Here is a 4,070-nt window from a genome sequence, read left to right as displayed (position 1 = left end):
TATTGCTTTTGGAGTGTTGTAAAAAGTTTTGTTTGATATAAGTTCACTTGTGCCCTTTACTACTTTTATAATTACTTTTACTATCAACTTCATGAGCAGCAGCAAGTCTTTTCATACATTCATAGTAAAGCTCCATTTCTCTTATTGAATACTCTTTTATAAGTTCATTAAGCTCACTTTTTAAAGAATTAATATTTTCATTAACAACTTTTGCATTTTTTTTGTTGCATTGTTTATTCAAAGAGTCAATTTTAAATCTTAAATCGTCTATTTTTAAAAGCATACTAGCAAGTTCAATGCTAGAATATTGCTTGAATGCGCGTATAAATCCTAATTCTAAATTAGAGCGCTCTAAATCTAATTCGCCTTTAACTTTTTTAGCTTTAACTTCTGATTTAAAAGTTTGTGCTACAAGATGTTCAAAAGTATCTTCACTAATTGTTACTCTAGAATCCTCATTAACAGAAGTTTCCCCACTCTCCCATTTTTGTCTCATTCTCCACACATTTACTCTAGAAACCCCAAGTCTAACTGCTATTTCTTTATCATTTAATGAGCCTTGTCTAAAATATGCAACATAATCATCAAAAGATCTTTTAACTTTTTTCAAAAGCATTACCCAAAAGTAACAAAATTAACAAATTGTTACTCTAAATAGTAAAGCAATTTGATGAATTGTTAACATAAGCTGATAACTTCTTGATATTTATTGGGGAGTATTTATATTTATTGGCTTTTATTGATTTAGCTCGCTGCTATTTCTAAATCAAAGATTATGGAAATAGCAGTTCACTAATTTATTGCATTTTGATAAAACTTGGCTCCATATGTTTTAAAAACTTTTTTATTCTTTTTATAAGATTATTACTTGTGAAAATTCCCTTGTCATAGTAGTGCATACTGGTGAATAATGTATCTATAAATGGGTTAATCACAAGTAATGATTCTGGGTTTAGTATTTCTTGATTCATATTATCAAGAATACTATGAACATAAAGTAAAAAAGTGGCGGATTTATCCTCTCCTAATTTTACCAAACATTCTTCTAGCATTTCTTCCCTGTAGCTAAAATCAACCTTAATATTTTGGGAATCTTTATGGTTGTCTATTACATTGTCTATTACACATTTATCCTTCAGAACGTCTTTAATAAATTTTTTTGTAGGCTTTACAATGTCATTTACTATTTCATTAATATTTTTACCAGTTTTTCTTTTGTATTCTTGTATTGCTTCATAAGTGCTATATATTCGTCTTTTTTGCCCCAGGGTTGGTTGGGTAGTTCTATAGCGCTTATATATTTCCTTTTTTGTTTTCTTATCTAAATTATCATAAAAATCTCAAACTTTATTAGCGTGCATCATAACTATAGATAGTATAAAAATAAAAAATATTTTAGACAATATTTTTTAACAAAAAAAAGTGGAAAAATATAATTAAGCTGAAAACAGTAAACTGTAATAATTCAATTTACAAAAAAAATAACAACTAGCTAAATATTGCTAGTTGTTATTTTATGTATACAAAGTTTAATTAAATCTAAAGCTTATTCATCATATTCTGATATTCTGTTACTGTTAGCATCATTGATATAGCCTTTAATTGTGTCAAAATGAGCTTCGTCTCTAAGATAATTTTTAACTTTTTCTAATTTTGATTTTAATTCCTCTAAGTCTGATTCAATTTCGCTAACTTTTACACTTTCTTTTAATTCTGGATCTGGTTGCAACACAACTTTTTGTTGATTGCCTACATTTAATTTAGTCCTTAAACTACTCCTAGTATCCTGCAATTCTTTTAATAACTTTACTAATTCTTCTTCATCTTCTTCTAAATCTGTTAAACCCCAACCATAATATATAGATTCTTCAGTTTGAGCACCCTCTCCAGTATCACCCTTAGAATCATTAGTAAAATAGTCGAATACAGGCCCTGTAACTTTATCTCTAACTTCTGTTGCCTTTACTTTGAATCTTTTTTCATCCTCCACAAACCATCTTCTATGCTTAATGGAATCAATGCCATTATTTATCTCGTCTATTTTATTTGTAAGTTCTTCAATTTTGGCTTTAACTTCTTTTTCTCTCTTTTCTCTTTCTTCTTCTTGTTGTTTTCTTTTTCTCTCTTCTTTTTCTTTTGCCTCTTGTTCTGCTTTAGCTCTTACTTCTTTTTCTTTTGCCTCTTCTTCTGCTTTTTGTTGACCACCATTTGCACTTTGTTGTACTGCTTCTAATGCTGGTTTACTATCTTGACCATTTGCCTGCTGCAATATTTGAGCATGATTTATATTATTAGGATCATCAGCTTGCATTAATTCTTCTTTCTTTTCTTTTTGTTTTTTTACTTCTTTTGCTTGCTCCTTCTTTTCTTCTTTTTTATCTTTTTCTTCTTCTTTTAATTTTTTTGCTATTTCATCTGAAATATCTTTTACTTCTTTTCCTAAAAATCCCTTAACTTTTTGTTCTGCTTGTTTTATACCTTGTTTAACTTTTTTTTCTACACCTTCTCTAAAACCCTTAACTTTTTGTTCTGCTTGTTTTATACCTTGTTTAACTTTTTTTTCTACACCTTCTCTAAAACCCTTAACTTTTTGTTCTGCTTGTTCTACACTTTGTTTTAAATCTGCATAATTTTTACAAGAAATTATCAGCTCAAAAACAGAGCCAACAATAAATATTATTATTTTTTTATTCATAAGTTACTCCTATATATTGAACTTCTATTTTAAATTATTCTAATCCTTATTAAGTTCCTTAAGTTCTTCTTCAATCTGTTTAATCGCCCCATCTATTATTCCACTTGACAAACCGCTAGTATCAGCACCATCATAAGAATTTACACTTAAGCCTAATTCTTTGGCTTCTTTCCAAGCTTGTTGTCCACCGCCTCTTTGATTTCCAACTTGTGCACCATAAGTTTCTCCAGTTGCACTATCAACTTGCCTTTTATACCCTTCAAATTTTTTCTTAGCATCTTTTAAAGCCTTTTTTCTTTTCTCTTTTTTATCTTTTAAAGTTTTCTCAAGTTCTTTTAATTCCTTTTCAAGTTTTTCTTTATCTTCTTTTTTATCTTTAAGATTATCTTCTAATTCTTTTTCTAATTTCTCTAATTCTTCTTCATAACCAGAATATGTTCTAAGAGTAGTTTTATCACCATCAGCCCCCTCTATTTTATTCTTTAAATCCTCTAGTTTTTTCTCTAATTCTTCTACTTTTTGATTTTTATGATTTTCATTATTAACATCTTGACCTACTTGTTCTTGAACTTGCCCTTGTGGCTCATCAGCTTGCATTAATTTTTCTTCAACTTTTGAAGAAACTTCTGAACCTAGGTTTTTAAGCCCTTCAGTCAATTCTTCTTTTTTTGTCTCTAAAAATCCCTTAACTTTTCCTTCTACATTTTGTTCTAGATTTTCTAAATCTTTACTACTTGCATAATTCTTGCAAGAACTTATCAATGCAAAAACAGTACAAATAACAAACATTTTCTTATTTATTTTTTTATTCATAAGTTACTCCGTAAAGCTAAAGATAACACAATCTCTAATAAATTCAATTTTTTACAGATTTAAATATCTAATTTTGTTACATTTTGAATTACATAGTAACAAAACTCAAATGTAATTTTAACCAACTCTTAAAAATCTCTCCATTGCAAATGATGGGGTCATTACAAATGATCATAAAACACATACAAATTAAATTTTGGAGTATTTGCTATATATCACACAAAGTATAGTATCTTTCTTATCTGCCTACCTTAGAAATTGCCACTTCTACTCTTTACAGCTACTCTACAGCCCAAATTCTGCATGCAATGAGAAACACCACAATTTGACTAAAATTTTATGTTTTTGGTAAAATAGAAATTGCTATTTTTATATATTTTTATTACTTTTACTTATTTTAAAAGTAACACTTGTAAAAAGAGGACTTTATGGACTTTAATAATTATCTTAATTTAAATAATAACAGTACAGATTTCATTCTTAAACTACTAAAAGATTATCAAAAAGTAATAGATGAAAATAAAATTCTAAAAAATACACTAGAAAATTCAACTAAAACCAA

At 27.9% G+C, this 4,070-nt stretch carries 3 protein-coding genes and 2 pseudogenes; 1 reads left to right on the top strand and 4 read right to left on the bottom strand.

Annotation, left to right across the window (positions count from 1 at the left end; genetic code table 11):
- Positions 1-43 precede the first annotated feature (43 nt).
- From HNP63_RS06315 to HNP63_RS06300, 4 genes and pseudogenes are all read right to left on the bottom strand, one after another.
- The gene (locus tag HNP63_RS06315; protein ID WP_183227622.1) at positions 44-610 is read right to left on the bottom strand and encodes a DUF603 domain-containing protein; all 567 of its coding nucleotides are present in this window, start codon (positions 608-610) and stop codon (positions 44-46) included.
- A gap of 187 nt (positions 611-797) precedes the next feature.
- A pseudogene (locus HNP63_RS06310) lies at positions 798-1,361 on the bottom strand (DUF643 domain-containing protein).
- A gap of 185 nt (positions 1,362-1,546) precedes the next feature.
- Positions 1,547-2,695, bottom strand: a complete 1,149-nt coding sequence (locus tag HNP63_RS06305) for a hypothetical protein (protein ID WP_183227620.1) — start codon at positions 2,693-2,695, stop codon at positions 1,547-1,549.
- 39 nt (positions 2,696-2,734) lie between these two features.
- Complete coding sequence (locus tag HNP63_RS06300) at positions 2,735-3,508, bottom strand: hypothetical protein (protein WP_174243880.1); 774 nt, start codon at positions 3,506-3,508, stop codon at positions 2,735-2,737.
- A 428-nt stretch (positions 3,509-3,936) separates the two neighbouring features.
- Here HNP63_RS06300 and HNP63_RS06980 point away from each other — a divergent pair.
- Positions 3,937-4,070, top strand: a pseudogene (locus HNP63_RS06980) (site-specific integrase); the annotation flags it as partial.

The sequence above is a fragment of the Borreliella afzelii genome, from assembly GCF_014202295.1.
Classification (GTDB): Bacteria; Spirochaetota; Spirochaetia; order Borreliales; family Borreliaceae; genus Borreliella; species Borreliella afzelii.
This window is presented reverse-complemented; position numbering and strand designations above follow the sequence as displayed.